Here is a 26,220-nt window from a genome sequence, read left to right as displayed (position 1 = left end):
GAAAATGGGGCAGCTGTACAATCTATCATTTCAAATGATAGATTGTACAGTGCAATTCCATCACACTTCCTCTTCCGCGTACTCCTCACTAACGGCCGATTCGGCTTCAGCGGTTAATACAAAACGCGCTAATGATTTTGCAGTCGGATGTTTAAAGAACGTGCTGATCCTCATATTAAGGCCAAACGTTTTGTTAATGGAATGAACAGCTTGCATCGCTTTCAGCGAATTCCCCCCCTTGTCGAAGAAATGGCAGGAAATACCCATCCGCTCTGTTCCGAGTACGTCCTCCAAGATGGAAATGATGCGCTGTTCGACATAGTTTCTTGGCGCTTCGTACTCTGCTTCAGTTCCTGCGCTTCTGTCCGGCTCAGGCAGGGCTTTTCTGTCCACTTTCCCGTTTTTGGTGAGCGGCAGCTTGTCCATGTTCACGAAATAGGCGGGAATCATGTATTCCGGGAGCTTTTCACCTAAAAACCCTTTCAGCTCATCAAGGGAAATCTCGCGATTTGCCGTGATATAAGCGCAAATGTACGGGCGGTTCTCTCCGTCTTCTCTGACGGTAACGATCGTCTCGTTGATGTCTTCATGCATCTCCAGCCGGCTTTCGATTTCGCCGAGTTCGATCCTGAAACCGCGGATTTTCACCTGATGGTCGATTCGGCCGATGAATTCGATATTGCCGTCAGGCAGCCATTTCGCTAAATCGCCCGTCTTGTACAGCCTTTCTCCCGGAATGAACGGATGCGGGATGAATTTTTCCGCCGTCAGTTCCTCGCGGTTTAAATATCCTTTGCTTAAGCCGTCGCCTGCGATGCACAGCTCTCCGGGAACCCCGATCGGCACGAGCTTGCCGGCTTCATCCATGATCAAAACCGACGTATTCGCCAGCGGGCTGCCGATCGGGATTGTTTCCGCTTCATCGTTTATCTCGTTGATAAAATAATATGTCGCATACACCGTGCTTTCCGTCGGGCCGTAAACATGAATCAATTTATCCCGGCCGACATGATCCAGCACTTTTCTCACATGCGGTATCGACGCTCTTTCCCCGCCAAAAAGGATTTTCCGCAGCTTGGCAAGACAGCCGATATTGATGTCGGCGAGCGTATTGAACAGCGCTGTCGTAATGAACATCACGCTGACTCGTTCTTTCTCAATCACTTCGGCCAGCTCATGTGTATTCAAGACTGTCTCTTTTTCGATCAGGACGAGTGACGCTCCGTTTAAGAGAGCGCCGAAGATGTCGAACACCGATCCGTCAAACGAATAGTTGGACAGCTGGAGAATGGCGTCATCTTCTGTGATGTCGATATAATTGGTATTTTGAACGACTCTCGCCGCACTGTAATGCGGGATAACCACTCCTTTTGGTGTTCCGGTTGAGCCGGACGTGTAGACGATGTACGCTGTATCGCTTGAGCAATTCACACGCGGAAGATTCTCTCCGCTTAGTAAGTGCAACTCGTCCGAACGCAAATCAACGGTTTTTATATCAAAAGGTTGAAGAAGCGAATCTGTTGTTACTAACAATGCCGCACCGCTATTTTTCAACATATAATCGATTCTGTCTCTAGGCGTTTCAGGGTCGATCGGCAGATACGCACCTCCCGCTTTTAAAATGCCAATGATGCCGATGATCATTTCAAAGGAGCGGTCCGCGATGATCGCGGCAATCGAGCCTCTCCCGATCCCTTTTTCCCTGAGGAGTCTCGCGGTTTGGTTTGCTTTTTCATTCAGCTCTCTGTAGGTCATGCGCTGAGCACCGAACACAAGAGCCGTCTGGTCAGGCGTCTTCATGGCCTGTTCCTCAAAGAGCTCATGAAGCGGCTTGTCTTTCGGGTAATTTGTTTTTGTATCGTTGAATGTGTGTAAAATCCTCTGTTTTTCTTCTTTTGACACAAGGTTGATGTCTCGTAATGTTTGTGTCTCATCTTCCGCCACTTGTTCTGCGACGGTGATGATATGCTTTTCTAGTGTTTCGATAATGGTGTTGTCATACACATTTTCATTAAATGTCAATTTGAGTTTCAGCTGCTCATTTTCTAAAACGCCGGTCAGATTAAAATCATAGTTGGTCCGTTCTTTTCCATGAACACCTTCCAGTTCAAAACCGCTTTCCCCGGATTGGCTTCTGAACAGCTCCTCATCAAACGCATAATTTTGAAAGGCCATGACATGGGTGATCAGCTCTCTTTTCATTTCACTCAGTTCCTGAATTTCCGATAAATTCATATAGCTGTATCGATTGCTTTCGATAGACTCGGCTTGTGTTTTCTTTAACACCTCTTTAAAGCTTCTTGCGCCTTCAAAGCTGATCCGGGTCGGTATTGTATGAATAAACAAGCCGACCATCTCTTCGATGCCGTCAACAGGAGCCTCCCGTCCCGAGACGACGGTTCCGAATACGACTTCATCGGTATTGTTGTATTTGGCGAGAATCATGCCCCAAATTCCTTGAAGAACCGTATTGATGGTGACATGATGCGTCTTGGCGATCCGGGTGATTTTCGTTGTCAGTTCTTTTGAAAACGATATGACTTTTTCTTTGCCGCCATATTCTTCTGACGTTGCGCCGCGATTGAACGCCGGAAGTTCAGACCGCGACTCATACCCTTTTAGATAATCCTTCCAGTATGCCGCCGCTTCTTCTTTATCTTGTTCTTCCAGCCATTTGATATAGTCTCCATACGGCTTCGGCTCTTTTAATCGGCGGGATTCACCTTTCATTATTTTTCCATATAGACTGAACAGCTCGCTCAAAACAATACCCAGACACCAGCCGTCCAGGAGGATGTGGTGATGACTCCAAATCAGCCGATACGATTCGTCATTCATTCTGATCAAACAAACCCTCATGAGGGCTTCACTGCTCAGATCAAAGCCTTTTTCCTGATCTTCTTTTAAATATGTTTCTATGAACCTATGCTGGCGAGTCCGATTTTCGCCTGTCAGATCTATTGATGCGAAAGGCGTTTTCCGTTCTCTAGCTATAATCTGTCTCGGTTCGGATGTGATTTCATATTCAAAAGACGCCCTTAAGATTTCATGCCTCTTCACGATCTCGTGAAAGCTTTCTTCTAAAATGTCCGGATGGACACGTCCTTTTAATTCGATGACAATTTGCTGGAGGTATGCCCCTGATGTCTGATCCATAGCGTTATGAAATAGAATTCCTTTTTGCATGTTGGCCAGCGGATAGATCTTTTCGATTTGAAAAGCGCTGTACTTATCTTTAATACGCTCCAGCTCTTCAAGACCAAGTGAGACATCGCCATAATCGGAAGGCGTCATGTCCGATCCTTCTTTATCAACGCAATGATCGACGATCTTTTCCAGGTTTTCTTTGAATGATTGATTGAGTTGTTCGATTGCGCTTGTTTGGTATTGGTCCTGGTTGAACGTCGTATAGATTGTCAATTCGCCGTTTAAAGAGATCGCATTCATTTCGACGGCGCAGTGCCTTACGATTTTTCCGCCGATGCTTTCTCCCGGCGAAAATGGCGACTGGGAAAATACTTTTCTATTCATATCATTGTTCATTTCTCCAAAATAGTTAAAAGAAAGCGGAGCCTGAGTTTGTATTTTCTGAAGCTCTTCTGTCATGTATTTTAAAACGCCGTAGCCGATTCCTTTATTCGGTATTTTTCTCAACGTTTCTTTGACCATTTTGATATTTTGCGATATTTCTTTTTCTTCTCCCAAATCGATAAAGACCGGATAAACCGTCGTAAACCAGCCGATCGTTCTCGTGATGTCAACACCGTCTAAGATGTCCTCCCTGCCGTGCCCTTCCATCATGACCTTCAATTTGTTTTCTCCGGTGATATCCCTGACTGCGGCGATTAATGCCGTCAGCAAAATATCGTTGATTTCCGTGTTGTAGGCTTTGTTTGCGTTTCGCAAAAGTTTTGCTGTCACGTCTGGGCTGATTCTGATGCACAAGGTCGCGCTGTGTTCAAACGTGTCTCGTTCAAGCTTTTCAGCAGGAATAAATGGAGCATCCGCTTCCAGGGCCTTTTGCCAATACTCCCTTTCCTTTAACAGCCTGCGGCTTTGGGCATACTTCTTCAATTGACGGGCGAACTCTTGGTATGAATCCGTTTTATATCCGATGTCGAGAGGCTCGCCTTTCAATGCCTGAAGGTACAATGTTTCAAAATCCTCGAACAAAATTCTCCACGATACGCCGTCAACGACAAGATGATGGATCGCAATGAGCAGGTGATCGCCCTCATCAGCCCGGAAGATGCCAAGATGAACGAGTTTTCCTTTTCTAATCGATGATTTTTTTTGAATGCTTGTCGCCAGCTCAAACACCTTTTCCGCTTGATTGTCAAGGCCTCTTACATCATAAACATCCAGGTCGAACAAGTTTTCACGATAGCCTCTGTTGTATTGAATGATGTCTCCGTCTTTTTCTTCATAGATCATCCTTAACGCGTCATGCTGCTCCAGTATTTTATTGAAGGCTGTTCTGACGATGTTTTCGTCATAGCCGTCTTTTCTAAAGAGCATAAATGACTGGTTGAAGTGGTCAAGCTCCTCTTTGTTGTTCGCAAAATATCTCTTTTGGATAGGAAGCAGTTCCGTCTCACCTGTAACGGGTTTGTTATGTTTGCGATGTCTCGTTTCTTCTGTGATCAATCGGCTGAGATCCTTTATTTTCGGATTGGCGAACAGCGCCTTCATCTCAAGTTTCAGGTTCATCTTTGCCAGCCTGGAAACGATCTGGAGCGCCTTGATCGAGTCTCCCCCTGCCGCAAAGAAATGGTGGCTGATCCCGATGTCCTCGGCACCGAGAATCTCTCTCCAGACTTGCACGAGTTTTCGTTCGATTTCATTTCGAGGCGGATCGTACCGAGTTCCTTCTATTAAATTTCCGTCCGCCTCAGGCAGTGCGCTTCTATCCACTTTACCGCTTGGGGTGCGCGGGAGCCTGTCAAGCTTAACAAAATAGGACGGAATCATATAATCAGGCATTTCCCTTTCAAGAAATTGTCGTACATTAGCTGCAGGCAATTCCTGATCAGACGCGAAATAGGCGCATAAATAGCTGTTGCCGTTTTGATCCTTTCCTGAGATCACCGCCGCTTCTTTAATTTTCTCATGTGACAAGAGCTGCTGTTCCACTTCGCCAAGCTCTATTCGATAGCCGCGGATTTTCACTTGATGATCGGCGCGTCCCAAAAACTCAATCTGTCCATCAGGAAGCCACATCGCCAAATCTCCGGTTTTGTACATTTTTTTGCCCGGCTCAAATGGATGGTCGACAAACTTTTCCGCCGTAAGCTCAGGTCTGTTTACATACCCTCTGGCAACCCCTTCGCCTGCTATGCATAGTTCTCCGGCAATCCCAACCGGCAGAGGGCGGAGGTCTTTGTCCACAATATAGATGCTTGTATTGAGAAGCGGTCTGCCGATCGGAATGGACGGTGTTTGCGGCACTTTTCCCGATTCGATTTGATGTGAAGCAGCATCAACACAGCACTCTGTCGGGCCGTATACATTCGTGATATTGCATGACAGATTCGGGAATTTATGAAATAGGCCGCCTATGACATCAGGTGTTAAAGCATCTCCGCCGACAATCAATTCCTTCAGATCGAATTCGAGTTCCGTTTTGTCTACATACGCCAGCATGTTTAAATGAGCAGGCGTCATGTCCGATACATTGATGTTGTTTTTCGAATAATACTCAATTAAACTCATCGCATCCCAAGCTGTCTCGCGCGGGACGATGCAAAGGGTATGCCCGAAGAGAAGCGCTGCGAATATTTGTTTGACAGAGGCATCAAATATATAAGGCGCAACCAGTGCTACATTTAAATGAGCATCGAGATGATGGTAAATTCTTTCACTTAATCCATGAACAAGATTGTTCACACTATGATGCTCGATCATGACGCCTTTCGGTTTTCCAGTGGATCCCGATGTATAGATGACATATGCCAAATGCTCCGGCTTGATGTCATGCTTAAGGTTTTCCACGTGGTCATTTTGTCCGGTTTGATCAATCCGGATGATGTCTCCGGCATAAGCTTCACCCAGATCCACATCGCCTGCCGCGCATAATACGCTGACATCGCTGTCTTTTAACATGTAGCTTATTCTTTCCTGCGGATACGCCGGATCGATTGGCAGATAGGCTCCGCCAGCTTTCAAAATACCCATAATACCGACGATCATTTCGATTGACCGTTCTGTGAGAATCCCTGCTATCACATCAGGGCCTACTCCTTTTTGACGCAAGGTGAAAGCCAGGCTGTTCGCCCTTTCATTCAGCTCCCTGTAAGAAATCGTTTCATCCCCGAAGGCAACCGCCGGATGATCAGGCGTTTTTTCCGCCTGCTTTTCAAACAGCTCCGGTATCGTCATCTCTTTGCAGAACACACCGTCTGTTCGGTTAAAATCATACAGAACCCGATGTCTTTCACCCTTTGTCAGGACATCTATCTGATTGATGGCAATGTCCGGATGATCCGCCGCTTGTTCCAACAAGCTGATCAGGTGTTCAGATAGTCTTTTCATTCTTTCCTTGTTGAATAGCGTCGTTGAATACTCAACTTCCAATCTTAATCCGTCTGCCGCTTCACTCGCAGTCACTGTGATGTCAAACTTGGAAATACCGCGCTTGATCTCCACCAGCCTGCTTCTCAGCCCCTCTGCTTCAAACGGCTTTACGTCTGTGTTATGGTACACGAGCATCGTATCAAAGAGCGGGTTTCGGGCCATGTCCCGTTTGATGTTTACTTTTTCTACAAGCTCTTCAAACGGATAATCCTGGTTTTCATAAGCCTGAAGCGTGTTTTCTTTTACCTCTTGCAAATAATGTCTGAAAGTCTTTTTCCCTTCCGGATGGTTTCTGATCGCCAAGGTATTGACAAACATGCCGATGAGATGTTGAGTATCCTCATGATTTCTCCCTGCAGCCGGAGTCCCGACGATGATATCTTCCTGACCTGTATATTTGGAAAGCAGCGCTGTATAACCGGCCAACAGAAGCATGTACATCGTAACGCCGTTTTCTTTCGCCATATGCTGAAGCTTGCGGAATGTTTCACTTTCGATTGCTGCAGTGACTGTGTCACCTTCAGAGCTTTTCGTCAGCGGCCTTTTATGATCTGTCGGGAGATCAAGGACCGGGATATCGCCTTTATACGTCTCCAGCCAGTATTCTTCCTGTCTTTTCAGCTCATCGCTGCGGGCATGGCTATTTTCCCATTCTGCGTAATCTTTATATTGAATTTCGAACGGCTCCAGTGATTTCCCTTCGTACAGTGCTCCCAGCTCTTGAATGAAGATGTCGGTGGACACGCCATCGGAAATGATATGGTGCATATCGAACATCAGCAAGTGCTCACGTTCATTCACTTTGACGACCTCCGCCCTTAAAAGCGGTGCTTTTTCAAAATGAAACGGCCTGATGAAGCTTTTGATTTTTTCTTCGGCGCTTTCTTTGCCGATGTCACTGTATGCGACTTGAAAATCGATCTCTTTTTCAATCTGCTGCATCACCTCACCGTCGATCATGACAAATGAAGTTCGAAATGATTCATGTCTTTTGATCATGTTTTTTAATGTATTCTCAAATCGGCGGATATCAAAATCGCCTTCGAGCGTCATGGCAAAAGGCATGTTATATGCAACATGACTGCCTGCTTGAGAAAGGATATAGAGCCTTTTTTGCGCTGAAGACAATCGGTAATATGGTTTTTCTTCCGTTTTTCCTAACGATGTAAAAGTACTTTCCTTCGCTGCACCGATATATTCCCTCAGCCCTTTAATCGTCGGGGTATCGAATATTTGTCTTAAAGGCAGCTTGACATTCAGTTCTTTATGAATAGTTGATACCAAAGCGGCGGCTTTAAGCGAATGCCCGCCGGCTTCAAAGAAGCTGCTGTTGATTCCGATTTTATTGATTCCTAAAGCCTCTTCCCATATGGAAACAAGTTTTTCTTCCATCTGATCCCGCGGCGCTTCATAGCAGCGATCCATTGTGATGCTCCGTTCCGGAACCGGAAGGCTTTTCTTGTCCACTTTTCCATTCACGGTAAGCGGCAGCCCGTCAAGCTGGACAAAGTGCTGAGGAATCATATAATCCGGAAGGCTTTTCTTTAAAAACGCTTTGATCTTTTCCTGTTCGACTTCCTTTTTAGCCGTTACATATGCACAAAGATACGGGTCATGATCTCCGTCTTCTCTTGCGATGACCGCCGCTTCTTCAATCTTTTCATATTTAAGCAGCTGGTTCTCGATCTCGCCGGGTTCGATCCGATAGCCGCGAATCTTAACCTGCAGGTCAACCCGTCCCAGAAACTGAATGTTTCCATCTGGCAGCATTTTGGCAAGATCACCTGTGCGGTACATTCTTTCCCCGGGTACAAATGGATTTTCGATGAATTTTTCCCGAGTCAATTCCGGTCTATTTACATACCCGCGGGCCAGCCCTTCCCCCGCGATGCAGAGCTCGCCGCTGGCTCCGAGCGGACAAAGCTGCAGGTCTTTGTTCAATATATACACTTTGACGTTATCGATCGGTTTTCCGATCGGAATATTTTGATACGATTTGTCGATTGGAAAACTTGTAGCAACGACTGTATTCTCCGTCGGTCCGTAGTTGTTTACGATTTGATAGCTTTTTTCTTTAAAGACGTTTAATTTATCTCCGCCCGTTAACAGCGTTCTTAACGAATGATTGTCAAGCGCTGTAAATTGTTCGCAGACTGGTGTCGGCAAAAAGCTGATCGTAATATGATGGTTATGAAAATACCGGTTCAGCTTTTCAACATCCAGCCTTGTCTCCTGATTGAGGACATGAACGGTGGCTCCCGCTGTTATATAAGGGAACAGCTCCCAGACAAAAGCGTCGAAGCTGATGCTCGCATAAATCGAGCTGTTGTCGTTTTGTCCGACTTCAAAACAGGATTGATGCCAGCGGCACAAGTTGATCAATGATTGATGCTCGATCATCACGCCTTTTGGCTTTCCTGTTGAACCCGACGTATAGATGACATATGCAAGGTCGCCGCTTTGATTGACATTGTCAATGTTTGACCGATCCTGCCCGGCAATCCTCTCATCATCCATATGAATCAACTCGATCGATTCCGCCGTAAGCTCCTCGGCCAGCGGAACGTCAGAGATGATGACTTTGACTTCACTGTCAAAAGCCATGTATCTCATCCGCTCCAGAGGATACTCAGGATCAATCGGCAAATAGGCGCCGCCTGCTTTCAGCACACCGAGAACCGCTGCAATCATATCGGACGACCGCTCCATCACGATCCCGACGAGCGTATCCGGCTTGACACCTTTTTCTCGCAACAGCCTTGCCACTTGATTTGCTTTTTCATTCAACTGTCGGTACGTCAGTTTTTGATCTTCAAAAACAACCGCAGTGTGATCTGGTATTCGATTCACCTGCTCCTCAAACAGCTGGTGGATTGCTTTTCCTTTTGGATATGCCGTCTTTGTATGGTTGAAGGACTCTAAAAGTGTCCGTTTTTCTTGACGGGATATCATATCGATTTGATGTAAAGTAACATCAAGGTTTTCTGAAACTTCCTCTAAAATCCTGAAATAATCTTCCGCTATCTTTTGAATCGTCTCTTCCTTGAAAAGGTTTGTCGAATATTCAATGTTCAATACGATCTTTTGTTCAAAATCCAACACATTAAAGATCATGTCAAATTTTGCATTGTCCAGTTCAAAGATGATCGGACTCAGCTTGACATCGCCTTTCTGTTTGGTAAACATCCTGGCATCTTCCAGAACAAACATCGTGTCGAACAAAGGATTGCGGTTAGACTCCCGTACACCATTGAGTTTGCGGATCAAATCATCAAACGGATACTCGGAATTGTCAAAGGCCGCTATCGTACGCTCTTTCGTCTGCTGCAAAAATTCTTTAAAGCTGTTGGAAGTATCAATCTCGTTCCGCAAAGCAAGTGTATTTACAAAAACGCCGAATACATCTTGTAGATCAGGATGCAGCCTTCCCGCAGCAGCCGTTCCGACAACGATATCTGTTTGATTTGTATATTTATTTAAAAGCACATAATATGCGCTCAGCATCACCGTATAAAGAGTTGTTCCGGTGTGTTTCGCCAGCTTCCTTATATGATCTGACAGCTCCCGCTCCATTTCCAAAAACACGCTGCTTCCTTCAAACGTGTCGATATGATGACGTTTATAGTCATAAGGAAAGTCCAGCTTTGACGGTATATCGCGATAAACGTCAAGCCAATAAGCTTCCTGCTTTTTCATCGCGGCTGATTGATTAAATGTATGATTCCATTCCACATAATCTTTATATTGCACATTTACTTCCGGCAATGGCACATTGCTATAAAGTTCCAATATTTCATTCATCAGGATCCCTTGAGAAACCCCGTCACTGATGATGTGGTGAAAATTTATGACCAGTATATGCCTATTATCGTCGATTTTGATCAGCTTGGCCCTCATAAGAGGCGGCCGGCTCAAATCAAAAGGCTTAATGGATTCTTTACAGTACCTGCTTGTGATCTCCATTAAAGCATGCTGATCTGTAATTGAAGCGTCTAAGCACTCGTATTCGAGGCGGAATTCGACATTCTCATAAATTTTTTGGATGAGTTCATTGTTTTGAATTTCAAACCCGGTTCGCAAAACTTCATGTCTTTGCAAAAATGTCTTCAATGCGTTTTCAAGCTGTATGGCGTTTATCCGGCCTTCGACAAGAAGGGCCATCGGAATATGGTAAGCTCCCCTTTCATTTTCCAGCATCGACAGCATATACATTCTTTGTTGGGCAGGGGATGTCGGATAATACTCTTTTTCGTGAGCTGTTTGAATCGGATGTTCCATATCGCTTTCTTCTCTGTTTTTCAAATAGTGGTCCAAAGCGATGATTGAATCATTTTTAAAGATTTCGCTGATCGGCATCTCAACATTCATTCGTTTGTTGATTTCCGTGATGATGGATATCGCTTTGAGTGAGTCTCCGCCGATTTCATAATAGCTGACATGAAGATTGATGCTGTCTAGGCCAAATATATCTTTCCAAATCTCCAGAAGCATGGCTTGTGTTTCATTCTCCGGCAGCATCGATCCGCCTCGTTGACCTTCATCTGCGGTATGCTGTTCAGCCAAGTCATGGAGCGTGCGCTTATCGACTTTTCCGTTTACAGTTAACGGGATTTTGTCAATTTCCACGAATTTCGCAGGAATCATATAGTCAGGCAGCGTTTTTTGCAAAAATTCCTTTACATCTAATTGGCTGATCGCGTTCTCTGCTACAACAAAAGCGTATAAGTTTTTGATTCCATCCGGACTTGTGTAATCAATAACCGATGCCTTCGTAATCTCCTGATGGCTTACGAGAGTATTTTCAATTTCCCCCATTTCCACTCTGTAGCCTCTGATCTTCACCTGGCTGTCTTTTCTTCCGAGAAACTCTACATAACCGTCCTCTTTCAAGACGCCATAGTCACCCGTTTTATAGATGTAACCTAATTCCTGATGATGGATAAATGAATGATCCGTTTTTTCTTGATCATGAATATACCCGCTTGCTACCCCTGCTCCGCCTATGTACAGCTCTCCTTCGACACCGACGGGACATAATTGTTTATTCTGGTTCAATACGTATATTTTTTGATTGGCCAGCGGTTTTCCATAAGGAATGCTTTTCCAGTCTTCCTCTACTTTTTGAATCGGATAGTAGATCGACCAGATCGATCCCTCTGTTGCGCCTCCCAAACTAATCACTTCTGCGTTTTTAAACGTCTTCTTTATGGTTGCAGGCAGCTGAAGCGGTATCCAGTCTCCGCTTAGCAGGATGAGTCTGAGATGATGATTGAGCTCGTTGGCCGGGTATACATCGGCCGTCATTCCCATAATCGCCGGAACAGAATTCCAAATTGTAATCCGTTCTTTTTCGACTGTCTCTTTCAGACTGAATACATCCCTTTGGTCATCAATGATGACAAGTGACGCCCCGCTGCTTAAAGCGCCAAACACGTCATAAACAGATAAATCAAAGCACAATGAGGAAATGCCCATTATGTTATCTTGTTCTGTGACGTTGAATTTTTCATTGATATCGAGAATGGTATTCGCTGCGGCACCATGCGTAATCTGAACGCCTTTTGGCTTGCCTGTGCTTCCTGACGTAAAGATGACATATGCCATGTCATCCAAATCGACTTTTCGGTCAACCGGCGCTTTTGAGAAGCGCTCGATATGTTCTTTGTCATACACGTCATGGCTGATGAAGAATTTGCAGTTGCTTTTTGATTGGATATACGCCTTTCTTTCTTCTGGATAATCCGGATCGAGAGGGATATAAGCTGCTCCAGTCTTCAATACAGCCAATAAATTGACAATCGTCCCCAGGCTTCTTTTGCCGATGACACCGATATAGTCGCCCCTTTCAACCCCTTTTCCAATGAGAAATCTTGCGACCTGGTTGGATTTTTCGTCAAGCTCCTGATAGGTCATCACCTCATCATGATGCTTGAGTGCCACTCTGTCAGGTCCATGTTTAACCTGGCCGGTAAACAATTCGTGCAAGGGCTCGGTATCGAAAGATTGATCTGTGTCATTATAGGCGCTGATCATCTGGCGGCTTTTTTCATTTATTTGGATGGTTGAAACGTCCTCGCCGGATACGGCTTTCTGGATGACTGCGATATACTGGTCAAACATCGATTCAATTACTTCATGTTCAAAAATTTGCTCCACATAGTCCCATGTAATATAAAGGCCGCCGTTTATTTCATATACTTGGTTGTCAATGTATACTTGCGATGTTCTCGTGCTAAAGAAATGAATGTTGTCAAAATCGACAAGACTGTCAAATGAGTCGTCGGGATTTTCACTCAGCACGCTTGTGAATACGATCGGCATGACCGCTTTTTTATTCATGCCATTCTTTTTGGCGATGTTTCTGATCACATCAACTCCGTCATAATGTCTGTGTTCCAGTGCTTCTAAAAGCGTGTCCTGAACATTTAAAGCAAATCTCCAGAAAGAGCTCGTGTTTTCTTCGGCATGGATGTCCAGCAGCATTAAAGAGGTAAAATCTCCGATCATGTTCTTGACATCCGGATGAAACGGGATTCTGTTAAATACGGTTAAATTGATAGCAAAGTGGTTTTGCCGGCTCCAATAAGCTAAAATATAGGCATATGCAGCACAAAGGACTGAGGTCGGCGTGAGATGATGATGCCGGGCTTTCTTTTTTAATTCATTCCATGTATGTCCATCCAAAAACGTTGAAAACTTCTTGAACGAAGGTTTCGCTACATGGGCTGGATCTGATTTAAGAGGCAGCTCAGGCGCACTTGGAAAATGATCCAGTTTATCCAGCCAATATTTTTGATCTTTTTGATATCTGCTTGTTTGCTTAAAATCGATCGAGGCCAAAACATAATCTCTGAAGCTGTATGCTAGTGAAGGCAGTTTGAGGCCGGGGTTTTCATATAGTTGTTTAAACTCCCTGATTAATCGTTTCATACTGCTGTCATCGCAAATGAGCGGGTCCACATTGAGGAAAAAATATTTTTTCTCTCCCGGCAGCATAAACGTTTTGAGTTCAAACAAAGGCCATACACTTGGATCAATGATCTTTGATGTCATCTTCTCCCGCTGTTCTAAAATTCTGGCGTTGATTTCTTCTTCTGTGAAACCTCTTAAATCCTGAGTTTCGATTGTATAACGTTGTGTTGCTTCGAGAATTTTTTGCGTTCCGTTTTCAAATACGATCGTGCGGAGAATCGGATGCCTGTCAATCAATTTTTGCAGTGTCAGCTGAAATCGATTCAAATCGACATCAGCTTCAAATTCGACAGTTAAATTCGTAGCGACTCCGCCGATTTCGAACGACTCATCTCTTCCAACTAAATAAGCCAGCTGAATGCCTGTAAGCGGGAATGTTTCATGGATATTTTCCGGATCGGCAGCCCTTGTCACGAAGCCGTCTCCCTTGTCTTCTTGTTGATTAGCTTCGATAAAAGCGCTCAATTCCTTTATGGTCGCAAGCTTAAATAGCTGATGCAGCGGAATTTCAACATTCATTTTTTCCTTTATTTTGGCGATGAGCTCCATCGCATGCAATGAATGTCCGCCCATTTGTGCAAAATGATCATGAATGCCCGCTTTTTCAACGTGCAAAACATCCTGCCAAACAGCTGCCAGCTTTTCTTCCGTTTCATTTCGCGGCGCTTCATATTCGTTTTCCGCCCCCGCCGTTCTGTCCGGCTCAGGCAGGGCTTTTCTGTCCACTTTTCCGTTTTTGGTGAGGGGCAGCTTGTCCAATTTGACAAAATATGCGGGGATCATGTAGTCCGGAAGCTTTTCACCTAAAAATCCTTTCAGCTCATCAAGGGAAATCTCATGATTTGCCGTGATATAGGCGCAAATGTACGGGCGGCTTTCTTCGTCTTCCCGGACGATGACGATCGTCTCATTGATGTCTTCATGCATCTCCAGCCGGCTTTCGATTTCGCCGAGTTCGATCCTGAAACCGCGGATTTTCACCTGGTGGTCGATTCGGCCGATGAATTCGATGTTGCCGTCAGGCAGCCATTTCGCTAAATCACCTGTTTTGTACAGCCTTTCTCCCGGAATGAACGGATGCGGGATGAATTTTTCCGCCGTCAGTTCCTCGCGGTTTAAATATCCTTTGCTTAAACCATCGCCTGCGATGCACAGCTCTCCGGGAACCCCGATCGGCACGAGCTTGCCGGCTTCATCCATGATCAAGACTGACGTATTCGCCAGCGGGCTGCCGATCGGGATTGTATCGGCTTTTTCATCTATTTCATTGATGAAATAATATGTCGCATATACCGTGCTTTCCGTCGGGCCGTAAACATGAATCAATTTATCCCGGCCGACATGATTCAGTACTTTTCTCACATGCGGTATCGACGCTCTCTCCCCGCCGAAGAGGATTTTTCGTAAATTCGACAGACAGTCGACATGAAGATCTGCAATTATGTTGAATAGTGCCGTCGTAATGAACATCACGCTGACCTTCTCCTCATTGATAGCGCTTCCAAGTCTATTGATGTTCAATAACGCTTCCTTCTCAATCATGACCAGCGACGCTCCGTTTAATAAAGCGCCGAAGATGTCGAACACTGATCCGTCAAACGAATAATTGGACAGCTGGAGGATCACGTCGTCTTCTGTGATATCGATATAATTGGTATTTTGAACGACCCTTATGACACTGTAGTGCGGGGTGACGACGCCTTTTGGCGTTCCCGTGGAACCTGATGTGTAGATAATATAGGCGGTATCGCCGGAATCATTGACAGAACTGAGCGGTTCTTTACTGAATCCGTCTGAAGCCTCTTTGTCCAGCTGAACGATGTCAGCCTCACAATCGATTCCGTCTGCCGCTTTTCCTTGCGTTAGCAGCACCGCGGCTTTCGTGTCGCTGAGCATGAAGGCCATTCTGTCTTTCGGCGTTTCAGGGTCGATCGGCAGATACGCACCTCCCGCTTTTAAAATGCCAATGATGCCGATGATCATTTCAAAGGAGCGCTCCGCGATCATCGCGGCAATCGAGCCTCTGCCGATCCCTTTTTCCCTGAGAAGTCTCGCGGTTTGGTTTGCTTTTTCATTCAGCTCTCTGTAGGTCATGCGCTGAGCACCGAACACAAGAGCCGTATGGTCAGGCGTCTTCATGGCCTGTTCCTCAAAAAGCTCATGAAGCGTCTTGTTTTTTGGATAATCGGTCTTTGTGTTGTTAAAATGTAGGATCAGTTCTTTTTCATTCTCTGTCATTTTGTGAAATACCCCATTTTCTAATGAATGTTTAGCAACCATATAAAAATTCTCCTTTTTGATAAAATATTCACCATAATATTGGTCTGTAGTTGCTCTTTTACCGATTTTTTATTGAACCTCCGTCTTGTGAAAACAGATTATCAAAAATAATCATTATTTTCCATGGGAATATTGTTTAATAATGGTTAATTTTTTATGAATTGGATATTTTATATTTTACATTGTCGATACACGTATTTATGAGACAAGATAAACAGCAACCAGATCAAAAGACCTAAAAAACACTGTTCCGATTATAATAAAAGTAATTTTCGAAGCGGCGGAGGAAGGAAAAATAGATTAGACCCGGGCTTGAATCTCGCCGAAATCGTAGGTTAAAACGTCCGGCTGGCTGTCAATGAATGATTGATGATGCCGGTGATCTTTTCAACGTGATGGTGCAAAAAGAAATGATTCCCCTCAAAGTAGTAGGCTGTAAAGTGTCCTGAAGTATGATGTTTCCAATCGGATACATCTTCCTTGCTCATAGCGTCTTCTTTTCCGTTGAGAACGGTAATGTCGCAATCTATTTTGCTGTTTCTTTCTTGATAGATATAGTTTTCTACCATTTTAAAGTCGCTTTTGAGAATGGGGATAAACAATTCAAATAGCTCTTCATGATTGATGAGCTCCTCAGGTGTTCCCCCGAGCTCGACAATTTTTTTCTTAAAAATAGGATTGGGCAAGGTATGCAGTTTTTCTTTCTTTCTGATCCTGTTTGGCGCTTTATAGCCCGAGAAAAAAATGTGAACCGGTTTTTCAGCTCCCGCCCCGCTCATTTGATAGTAAAGTTCATATGCCAAAAGGCTTCCCATGCTGTGCCCAAAAAGAGCGTAGTCGTCACCTTTTCGTTCAGCTTGAACCTGCTCAAAAATGTCTTGAACTGCTTCTTCAAGGCTTTCGTAACAAGGCTCGTTGAAACGCCGGCCCCTTCCCTTCAGCTGAATCGGACAAATCTCAATGTCGGGCTGCATATGGCCTTTCCAGGAATAAAATGCAGATTCGGATCCGCCGGCGTAAGGCAGGCAAAATAATTTCATTTCTATCATTCCCTTTCGTTGTAGATATTTTTTGGTGAATAAGCCGTTAATCGACAGATACGTCAGCCGTCCGATTCAGCGCTAAAAACTTCGGAAGGATAATCATGTAGAAAACGCCAACAGCAATCAGGCTTCCCCCGACTAGCCAATACAGGCTTTCAAGCGCGATCCATGCCGGGTAAAGCCACGCAATAAACAGAAGGGTCAGCGACTGTGAGAGCATCATAAGCGGATGAATCCACCCCTGCACCCTACCCATCATTTTCGGATTGACGATGTTTGGTATCCACCCTCCGATGGCAACGTTGATGCTTGGAAGCGAAACCGCGATAAAGCAGGAGCAGACCATATACATCCACAAACTTTTAACCAGGGAGCCTGAAATCGTGGCACATCCGCAAACAATCAGCGCTAGGATCAAAAGTTGATAAAGCTTCAATTTTTGAGAAAGCAAGGATGCGGCGATGCTCCCCGCCAAAAACCCCGCACCGAAAACAATGCCGAGTACAATCGACATCTCTTCATAGTTTCCAGGTGCAAGCTTGTATTTTAATATAAACACCTGCATGACCGAGAGCCCCCCATTGACAACTCCGAAAAGGACGAATCCGGACACGAGAGCAAGCAGCAATTTATGGTTGAGAATATAAGTAAAACCAAGTGTGAAATCTTTCCATATACCAGCGATATTCAGCTGTCTAATGGAATGTTTTCCATTTGGCATGCGGACGGCATCGGAAATCCGGCAGGCTTGAATTAAAAGCCCGCTCAGTGCGAAGCTGGCTGCATCAACCATAACGGCTCCTTCAACTCCAAGCGTCCAATAACAAAATACGCCAAGCCCGTTTCCGAACAGCATAAATAAACTGGCTACCATTTGATTCAATCCGACGGCCAGCGAATATTCGTTTTCAGATAATATTCCTTGAATAAGAGAAGTTTGGGCAGGGGTGAAAAAACTTTTAACGGCATTTCTTAAAAAAAGAACGGCAAATGTAAACGGCATCCATTCAAGATAGAGAGACAGCAGTAATACAATAGATAGTCCCATACAGATCCAATCGCAGTTTTTGGCGATTTTCTGCCGGTCAAACTTATCCGCGAAAACACCGACGAGGAAAAATACAGCCAATGTAGGCAATGACAGCATCAGCTCGGTCATTGTGGCATATGCAGACTGATTGGAAAAACGGTCTAGCAGGTAAAACAAGAGGGCAGTGAGTCCGATGATCCCTCCCATTTGTGAGGTAAAGGATGCGAAGAACAGCAGCGCATAATTTTTATTTTGAAAAATAGAAAACATTTTTTTCATAGGCGCCTCCTAATTTGTATTGAGACAGACGGATCCATTTGTTATTCTAAAAAAATAACATCATTCTAATTTTCCGTCTCTTATCACGCTGATTTTCATTTTCAAAACTACACTTCTATCATTTAAAGTGTCACAGATTGAATTTCCCAATATAAAATCGCTGCTTCTCAAACGATTGCAGCCGTCTTTTTAACCCCCCGTTTCTTCTTTCAGATAGTATTCTCTAGCAAAGTGGAAGGGAAATCCTTGATCTCTACCCTTCAAATTTACAAAGAAGTAAATTTATGAAAAGTAATTCTAAGGTTATAGATTCGTCCTATTTCAACAATATCCTCTATCTTATATTCAATTTTTTAGAAAATGTCCTTTTTAAAAAACAATTACTATATTTAAAAAATAAAAAAACGCTTCCTATATGGAAGCCGAAAGACTCATCATACTGGAAGCTGTTTAGATGTTCATTTTTTTATGAAATTGTTATCCAGCACTTCGATCACCGAAGAAGTCGTTTTTGAACGGTCTTTTGTTTGCTGCACCAGTTTGATGATGTCTTTGTATGCCTGCTGCGCTCCGAGCACCAGCAAAGGAACCCCGATCGGATCGATTTTCAGCCTTCTTGAAAATAAACCGCCGAATGTCATCGCAATGGGCACAGTCGGAGACGTGTTTGAAAAAACGACTTTTTCCTGCAGTTTTCCGTTTTTTTCAAACAGCTCGAAAACGCCCAGCATGGCTGGAATGACCGCTTTTGATGACCCTCTGCCGATCGTGTACACCTGGTGGCCTTCTTCATCAAGACCGTGAAAGATTAATTTCCCCATTTCCTTCGGACTTAATTGATTAAAACAGTCGGTACTTAAAATTTCGTTTTTCGACGGTTTTCTGCTGAATGGGAGCTTTTTCAGATGATAAGCGGCGGCAAGTGCAGAAGAATGAGTGCCGCCGTAACAGTTGTATATATAGATCAACATACTCACCCTCTTAAATGTCTTTAGTTTTAATGTGACCCAAATATACAATCTTATTTATACCGCGTTTCCAAAACTTCTTTAACAGCTGAGACATACGTTTGGAACGTCTCATTTTTAGAACTTGCCCGCGTCCACAGGCCGAACTCCGAAAAAAAAGCCTCTCGTTGAGGCGTGCTGATTTCCAATTGAATGCTTTGACCTGTTTTGCATTGATTATTGATATTTTCGGGATTTCCCCCTGCAAGCCGGTGGCTTGGGCTGACCAGCTCCGCTGAAAAACCTTGGTTGTGCAGCGCTCTGACAATCGCTTTCGCCCCTCCGGTATCCGTTCCTCCCACAAGCGTATGTTCAACGATGTCATGATATCCATGAAAAGCCAGCGTATAGTTGTGCTCTTTGACCGCTTTGACGGCCTGCGGTTCATCAAAATGATTGCTTGTGATGTGAAGATCCCAGTTTTGCGAGGGTTTGATTCCTTCGAATAAGTAAGTGGAATAATCGGCGCTGAAGGCGCGGACAAGTTCACTGACACCTCCTTCGATTCCTCCGCCGTGCGGCGAAAGAATCAGCAGTTCGGTGCCCATGTCTGTATATTCGATTTGATAATCTTCTCCTTCTGTTTCATGTTCGGCAAGCTCGGCAAAATTGGCGTATTTGTCTGCAGATGAAGCGACGCTCTGCAGCGGAAATTGAAAGATGACCGTTAAGCAAATCCCCGTGACTAACCAGATGATGCAACGATTTTTCATCAATAGGTTCCATTCTTCCTGCACCGTTAAGAAACTCCTTTTATCGTGTATTTTGTTGCGAGTATCACGTGATATCATGTTTCGGCCGGGATGAGAGAATTTCAATAAATGGTAAAATATTACTCCTTTTCGTCACCCAGTTGCCATTTTATATAAGAAGAACAGCATAACGAAAGCGACCTTTACCTTATTTTTCATCAGCGGCCGGCACGTGTTCCCGGAAGCACGGAATCTTTCGGCATACAGTATTTTTATATCGATTGCCTCAGACGGGACAGGTGCCTTCAGATCAAGCAAAGCCTATAGAAGGAAGCACAGGTTCGGTGCAGCGGTTTGAAGAGGGACAAAGTCTCCCTGTCTTTATATGATATTTTGAGCCTCTCTGACAGGAGATCATCTAAAAAAATGCAAATAAAAAAGAAACGGACGATTCCGTTCCTTTCAGAGACGATCATTTTTTATAGAAAGCGCTCCGGCCTGCTCGTTCAACCAGGGCTGGGAAGAGCTGATAGAGTTTGCTGACGCCGTTCATCCAGCCTGGAAGATTAATTTCTCGCTTGTTCGTCATCATTGCCGAGACGACTTTCTTAGCAACCTGATCCGGATCAAGCATCCATCTCTCGACGCTTTTGACATAATCCCCTCTTTTATCGGCCGTCTTAAAAAAGTCGGTTTGAATCGGTCCAGGATTGACCGTTGTCACGTTGACCCTCGTTTCGGCAAGCTCCATTCTCAAGCTGTTTGAATACCCGAGCACAGCATGCTTTGTTGCCGCATAAAGGCTTGACTTGGGCGTCGCTAATTTGCCCGCTTGCGAGGCGATGTTGATAATATGGCCTTTGTCTTGCCTGATCATATGCGGGAGTGCCATTTTCGTGCAGGCGATCAGACCGAATACGTTGACCTCAAACATCGCTTTCATATCTTCAAGGGAAGCGTCAAGCGCGTTTTCGAAAATACCGAATCCCGCGTTGTTCACAAGAATATCAACCGGACCGGCCTCTTGGAACGCCGCTTTTATGTCATCCGTCCGGCTGACGTCCAATGCGATTATGCGGCATTTTGCACCGGTTTCATCGGCGATGTTTTGCTTCAAAGCCATGAGGCGGTCTTTTCTGCGCGCAGCCAGAATGACCTCGGCTCCTTCCTTGGCGGCATGGTATGCGATCCGTTCCCCAAGTCCTCCTGAAGCCCCTGTAATCATCACGTTTTGCTCTTTCAACTTTTGCTGCATGTTCGTCACCTACTTTGCGTAATAGTACTCGATTCCATCGGCCGTTTCTGCTCCGATCCTCCCTTGGGATTCCAAATCGTCAAGCTGCCCAATCGTTTCTGACATCGTTAAGAACAGCTCTTTTTCATAGACTGCAGGGAACAGTTTTTGACATATCTGATAAGGTGAATGCGGTTTTTCAGTAAGGATGCGGTACACCTCTTCGGCTCTGTTTCGCTGCTTTTCCAGCCTTTTGGCGACAAGCTCATTCACTTTTGTGATGTCCTCCCCGTGGCCGGGATAAATAATGTTGAGCGGAAGCTCCCGCAGCCTGCCGAGCGATTTCAAATAGTCCAGCAGCGGAGTCGGGCGCCTTTCTCCTTTTTGCGGCACTTCAAGAAGCGGATTTGAAGAAGACGGCTTTAACAGCAAGTCTCCTCCGAGCATGCTTCCAAGCTCCTCATGATAAAGGACAATATGTGAAGCGGCGTGTCCGGGCGTCTCAAGAACCCTCCACCCTTCAAGCCCGTCAATTTGCGCGCCTTCTGAAACGGTCTCTGTCAAAGTCCGATTACAGGAAAACCGGTACGACGCTTTTACCGTAAGCCCCGGCGGCTTCATATCGCCGGGAACGCCGAATCGCTGATACAGGTATGTAAAAAAGGCCTTTTGTTTTTCAATAAAATCGGGATTTTGGCTGATATACGGTTCATTGAACGGATGGCCGATGATGTTGACCCCTGCGGGGAATTCGTCCAGCAGTCCGGCGTGATCAGCGTGATGATGGGTCAGAACGACCTGGTCAATATCGTTTAATGACAGTCCCTGGCCGGCCAGCTCTTTCTTCAAAACGGCGGCCGCCTCCTTTGTGTTGGGCCCGGCATCGACCAGAGTCAGCGCCTCGCCTCTGACCAAATAAATGTTGACGTCTCCGACTGCAAACGGAGTCGGCAGTGAAATAGGAATGATTCTTGCGTCTTTCATCGTTTGATTCTCCTCATCCTGCGAATTGATGTTGATCATATTTTACCTTTTTCTCCCGCGCATGTCATTTTTGCTTCAAATGCCTGTTGACATTTCATCATTCCTCATAGCATAATGAACAACAAATATATGCAGGTAAATGATTGAAGACGCAATGAAGAGGAATAGTAAACAAGCAATGGTGAAAGAGAGTGAAATCCACGGCTGAAAGATTTCACAGCCCGCTTGCATGTTGAACCTGCCCTCAGAGCGCTTAGGCAAACCTAAACGTATCCCGCGTTACGGGGCAAGAGCTGAGCATGTATATGCTAATGAAGGTGGTACCGCGAAACCTTTTCGTCCTTTGTGAAGACGGAAAGGTTTTTTTGTTTTTTAGAAGGAGGAATTCATAATGAAACGAATGGGATTTATCGGAGCCGGTTCGATGGCTGAAGCGATGATTAAGGGGCTTGTCAAAAGCGGTGCGATGGAGCCGGAAGCGATATTCGTTACGAATCAGTCGAATACGGCCAGACTTCGTGAGTTAAGCGAGACATACGGGGTGTGCGGAGAAGCCGATACGGCAAAAGTCGCCGCCCGTTCGGATACACTCGTTTTGGCGATGAAGCCGAAGGACGCGGCGGCCGGAATGGCCGCACTCCGCCCCTATTTGCGAAAAGATCAGCTGCTGATTTCAGTCCTTGCAGGCATTCCGATTCGCACGATCCAGCACTACGCCGGGCTTGATCTGCCAGTTGTAAGGGCCATGCCGAATACATCGGCCGCCATTCAAAAATCAGCCACAGCCTTTGCGGCAAGCCCGCTCGTGACGAAAGAGCAGATGCGGGAAGCAGCTGACCTCTTTGCGACAGTCGGAAGCGTTGCAATCGTTGAGGAATCTGCCCTTGATGCGGTGACAGCAGTAGCCGGAAGCGGCCCCGCTTTTGTTTATCGATTTGTCGAAGCCCTGCAGGCGTCAGCTGCGGAATTGGGACTTCCTGAAGAAACGGCGAAACAGCTGATTATCGATATGATGTCAGGTGCGGCTCAAATGCTTGAAACCGGCAGGAACCCTTCTGTCATGAGAAAAGAGATTACAAGCGCCGGAGGGACAACGGAAGCGGGCCTTCGGGTGCTTGACGACCATCAATTCGAACAGATCGTCATATCCTGCGTCAAAGAAGCGGCGAATCGTTCTGCGGAAATCAGGGATATGTTTGCGGCCAAAATTTAAAAAAATCGGGAGACAGCGTTTCGCTTGTTCCCGATTTTTCCCCAAGCGGCCCCGTCCGTATACTTAGAGAAGCTTGTGTATCGCCAGCCGAAGGATATCGGGCAGCTTTCCGAATGAAAACGGCACATGGAGGCGTTCCGTCCATTTATGAGGGTCTTTGCCGGCCGGCCCGATATTGATGACCGGCACAAACAGTGCGTTTTCTCGTCCTTTAGGCAATGAATAGCCGTGTTGAAACAGCGGCATATTGGATGTGAACGCATCGACAGACTGCTTTTGCAGCTGAAGGTAGCTTAAATCGGACAGGCCGGGAAAATATTGGACTTCTGTAAATTCAATACCGTACCTGTCGGCCGCATACTGTTTCACATCTTTCATCACCTTTCGGATCAAAGGATCGTCCTTTGAAGAAACAGCCGGATAAAACGGCGGACTGTAAAACAGAACGATCATCGGAGCATCTTCTTTGCAGAGCGAAGCCAATTCAGACACGATTTTCGTTGAAAAATCGCGGTCTCCAAGCTTCCCCCTGTTGGCAAATGCAAAGTTGAGTATGCGCTCCGCCTCGGACTTCCCGGCCTTTTCCTTTGCTTTGTTCCACAGCTCCTCAAACGTCAGCACGGAAACGGTCGGATTCATTGGCGTGAATGCTTCAAATCGCTGATATTCGGCCGTTTTACGCTCAATATTTGTTTGAATATTGGCGGCCGCTTCCTTGGCTGTGTCAAGCAGCATGTGATGGAGCTCGGCGGCGGAACGCTCCATCATCAGCACATTAAAGAGCGACACCGCTGCGTGAGGAGTCTGAACCGAGTACGCTTCCTTCAAATCTTTTTGCATCAGATTGGCCGGGGGAGGCGTCACTTCTCCATCCGCTTCTTCGCAATAGTCAACGTTTAATTCGAGCAGCCTGTTGATTTCGGACACCATTAAATTCGCATTCACCCCTGCAAACGGCTCGCCGACATGCGTCTCAATCCCTTTGCAGAAAAATCCGGCAAGCGCTTTGCCGATGCTGCCTGAATAGACGTATTGCTTCTGATCTCCCGGATGTTTTTCAAACATCGGCTCACAATTTAAGCATGATGTATAATGAAGGCCAAATTCCTCTTCTAAAGCTTTCAGTGCGGGTACGGCTTCAAGCATCCCCTGTGAGTTGACTTCTTCGTCCGGAACCGTAATTAATAGAAGGTTTCCGTCAAATTCTCCGTTCATCGCCCGTTCCAACATCGAAAATTGAACAGCAAGACCCGCTTTCATGTCCATGCTTCCCCTTCCAAACAGCCACTCGCCGCTTTCCAAGTCTCTTCTGACCCGTTTGGGCAAAAGTTCTTTTTTATCATTTAATACATCCATGAGTTCTGGGACTTTGCATGCCGTATGTTTGAATTCGCCGTAGTCTGCCGTATCGACCACGTCAAAATGGCTCAAGAGGAGCACCGTATTTGATTTCTCTTCCTTTTTGACGAGGGCGGTTAGAAAATAACGCCCGTCTTCCATCGGGTGAAGCTTTAAATATTCAGGATTCTTTTGAAAGTACGAACGGTCTTTTAATAAATCATGCATATACTTCGCAAGCGCCACTTCTCCGGCCGTGCCTGAGATGCTTTCGTATTGAACTAGAGAAATGAGCAGCTGTTTCAGTTCTTCCACTGTCTGCCACTTCACAAAGCAAACCCCCTCTTTCGCTGTTTTCCGCAGGTGTATGCAAATATCGTATTTAGTAAAAAATAGAATGTGAACAACTTTATTGTACTGAACATTCTTACATATGGAAATGACTTGAGCAGTTTATATGACGTGAATGGGCAGAATTGGTATAATCGAGGCGAAAACTTACGGGAGGCGAAAAAATTTGAGTAATCGAAAACTGTTCACACCATGGAGTTTAAAAGGAGTTACACTAAAAAACCGGATTGTCATGTCGCCGATGTGCATGTATTCCTCCCATGAAAAGGATGGAAAAGTGCAGCCGTTCCACATGACCCACTACATCTCCCGCGCCGTCGGACAAGTCGGACTGATCATGGTAGAAGCTACCGCCGTCACCCCAGAGGGCAGAATCTCCGATCAGGATCTTGGTATATGGGATGACGCGCATATTGACGGACTTGCCGCATTAACGTCACAAATCAAGCCGTACGGCAGCAAAACGGCGATTCAGCTGGCACACGCCGGAAGAAAAGCCGAGGTCGAAGGTACAATCTACGGGCCTTCAGCTCTTCCTTTCGACGAAAATTCGAGAACACCTATTGAAATGACAAAAGAAGACATAAAAGAAACCGTTCAGGCTTTCAAAAAAGGAGCTGAACGCGCGAAAGCCGCCGGCTTTGACATCATTGAGATTCATGGGGCCCACGGATATTTGATCAACGAATTTTTATCACCGCTTTCCAACAAACGCGAGGATGAATATGGAGGATCACCGGAAAACCGCTACAGGCTGCTTCGCGAAGTCATCGACGCTGTAAAAGAAGTCTGGGACGGGCCATTGTTCGTACGCGTTTCAGCTTCAGACTACAAAACAAAAGGCCTTGATGTCGCCGATTATGTCGGTTTCGCCAAATGGATGAAAGAACAGGGCGTTGATTTGATCGATGTCAGCTCCGGTGCAGTCGTGCCTGCCGACATCAACGTCTTCCCGGGTTATCAAGTCGGCTTCGCCGATACAATTCGCGCCCAAGCCGAAATCCAGACAGGTGCAGTCGGGTTGATCACAAGCGGCCTTCAAGCTGAGGAAATCCTCCAAAATGGACGCGCAGATCTCATTTTCGTTGCGCGAGAGCTGCTGAGAGATCCATACTGGCCGAAAACCGCTGCCAAACAGCTGAACACAAAAATTGAAGGACCTGTTCAGTACGACAGAGCCTGGTAAGTTGCTGATATCCCGCCTCAAGGCGGGATATTTCTTTT

10 protein-coding genes and 1 other annotated feature are annotated in these 26,220 nt (G+C 45.6%); of the genes, 2 read left to right on the top strand and 8 right to left on the bottom strand.

Features of this window, described 5'->3' with window-relative positions; genetic code table 11:
- Nucleotides 1-60: 60 nt before the first annotated feature.
- From bacA to M1D90_RS09120, 7 genes are all read right to left on the bottom strand, one after another.
- The gene (gene bacA / locus M1D90_RS09150; RefSeq protein ID WP_456283376.1) at nt 61-15,825 is read right to left on the bottom strand and encodes a bacitracin non-ribosomal peptide synthetase BacA; all 15,765 of its coding nucleotides are present in this window, start codon (nt 15,823-15,825) and stop codon (nt 61-63) included.
- A 335-nt stretch (nt 15,826-16,160) separates the two neighbouring features.
- Nucleotides 16,161-16,865: a thioesterase II family protein gene (locus M1D90_RS09145; protein ID WP_025811196.1), complete on the bottom strand. Its 705-nt coding sequence runs from the start codon at nt 16,863-16,865 to the stop codon at nt 16,161-16,163.
- Between the two features lie 46 nt (nt 16,866-16,911).
- Nucleotides 16,912-18,177: an MFS transporter gene (locus tag M1D90_RS09140; protein ID WP_456283374.1), complete on the bottom strand. Its 1,266-nt coding sequence runs from the start codon at nt 18,175-18,177 to the stop codon at nt 16,912-16,914.
- 458 nt (nt 18,178-18,635) lie between these two features.
- Complete coding sequence (locus M1D90_RS09135) at nt 18,636-19,145, bottom strand: DUF3189 family protein (RefSeq protein ID WP_023855132.1); 510 nt, start codon at nt 19,143-19,145, stop codon at nt 18,636-18,638.
- 53 nt (nt 19,146-19,198) lie between these two features.
- Nucleotides 19,199-19,921, bottom strand: a complete 723-nt coding sequence (locus M1D90_RS09130) for a poly-gamma-glutamate hydrolase family protein (RefSeq protein WP_079289576.1) — start codon at nt 19,919-19,921, stop codon at nt 19,199-19,201.
- Between the two features lie 427 nt (nt 19,922-20,348).
- Nucleotides 20,349-21,131 carry an SDR family NAD(P)-dependent oxidoreductase gene (locus tag M1D90_RS09125; RefSeq protein ID WP_025811193.1) on the bottom strand — a complete coding sequence of 261 codons (783 nt, stop codon included), beginning with the start codon at nt 21,129-21,131 and terminating at the stop codon, nt 20,349-20,351.
- Nucleotides 21,132-21,140: 9 nt separating this feature from the next.
- Nucleotides 21,141-22,094, bottom strand: a complete 954-nt coding sequence (locus M1D90_RS09120; RefSeq protein WP_023855135.1) for an MBL fold metallo-hydrolase — start codon at nt 22,092-22,094, stop codon at nt 21,141-21,143.
- A gap of 145 nt (nt 22,095-22,239) precedes the next feature.
- Nucleotides 22,240-22,441, top strand: a binding site (T-box leader).
- A gap of 44 nt (nt 22,442-22,485) precedes the next feature.
- On the opposite strand from M1D90_RS09120, the gene proC reads away from it, so the two are divergent.
- Nucleotides 22,486-23,307 (top strand): pyrroline-5-carboxylate reductase, encoded by an 822-nt coding sequence (gene proC / locus M1D90_RS09115; RefSeq protein WP_025811192.1) that lies wholly within the window; start codon nt 22,486-22,488, stop codon nt 23,305-23,307.
- Nucleotides 23,308-23,370: 63 nt separating this feature from the next.
- Here the strand turns inward: proC and M1D90_RS09110 are convergent, their stop codons facing one another.
- Complete coding sequence (locus M1D90_RS09110) at nt 23,371-24,975, bottom strand: M20/M25/M40 family metallo-hydrolase (RefSeq protein WP_025811191.1); 1,605 nt, start codon at nt 24,973-24,975, stop codon at nt 23,371-23,373.
- A 136-nt stretch (nt 24,976-25,111) separates the two neighbouring features.
- On the opposite strand from M1D90_RS09110, the gene namA reads away from it, so the two are divergent.
- On the top strand, nt 25,112-26,182 hold the full coding sequence (gene namA / locus M1D90_RS09105; RefSeq protein ID WP_095291163.1) for an NADPH dehydrogenase NamA: 1,071 nt from the start codon (nt 25,112-25,114) through the stop codon (nt 26,180-26,182).
- The last annotated feature ends 38 nt before the right edge of the window (nt 26,183-26,220 follow it).

Source organism: Bacillus sp. JZ34 (assembly GCF_053903205.1).
Note: the sequence above shows the minus strand (reverse complement) of the source record. Positions and strands in the feature narration are given on the sequence as shown.